Raw genomic sequence first — 853 nt, 5'->3', positions numbered from 1 at the left:
CAGAGATAGGCAGGATGCGATCGCTTCTTTCCTGAACCATGTTCAGGAGAGTTCAGCGTGAATGTATCAGCATTCCTCGGGCTCATTCAAAATGGATATGGCTGTAACCTAGGGGCTCAGAGGGGCAAAGTGCTTCTCCCTTCGTTTGGGTTGCTGGAAAAGTTCGGCTAGAGTCAGATCAGTGACTGTGTCAACGTCTCGGCGGATCCCCATGCTCTCTCTGGCTGCAACTGAACCGCATCTGAGTCCCATCGATCTGGATCGCCTGCTCACCCCTGAGATTCAGCGGCCAGCCCGCTACTTGGGCAAAGAGTTTGGCGCCGTCCACCGTCCTTGGGATTCGGCACGGGTGCGTTGGGTGCTGAGCTATCCAGAGCTGTACGAGGTGGGAGCTTCCAACCTAGGCCACCTCATCCTTTACAACATCCTCAACGCCCAGCCGGATCAACTGTGTGACCGCACCTACTTGCCAGGCCCGGATCTGGCGGCCCGCCTGCGGCAGTTGGGGATCCCCCTCTTTGCCGTGGAATCCCGCCGTCCTCTGCGCGCTTTCCATATCATTGGCTTCAGCCTGGCTTACGAGCTGGGGGGCACCAACATCCTGGAGATGCTGGACCTAGCCGGGATCCCGCTCAAGTGGTGGGAGCGGCAGCCCTTTACCCCGGAAGAGTGCCCTCTGATCTTTGCCGGTGGGCCAACCGCCACCTCCAACCCGGAGCCTTTTGCCGACTTTTTCGATTTCTTCGTCTTCGGAGATGGGGAAGAGGTGCTGCCGGAAATTGGCCAAGTGCTGGCCGGATCCCTGTCCAAGCCCCGCCGAGAGGTCTTGCTGGAGCTGGCCCAGGTGCTGGGG

General features: G+C 59.4%; 1 pseudogene. It reads left to right on the top strand.

Annotation, left to right across the window (positions count from 1 at the left end):
• Positions 1-211: 211 nt before the first annotated feature.
• Positions 212-853, top strand: a pseudogene (locus NW837_RS15385) (B12-binding domain-containing radical SAM protein); the annotation flags it as partial.

The organism is Synechococcus sp. R6-10 (assembly GCF_047461815.1).
GTDB lineage: Bacteria > Cyanobacteriota > Cyanobacteriia > Thermostichales > Thermostichaceae > Thermostichus.
Note: the sequence above shows the minus strand (reverse complement) of the source record. Positions and strands in the feature narration are given on the sequence as shown.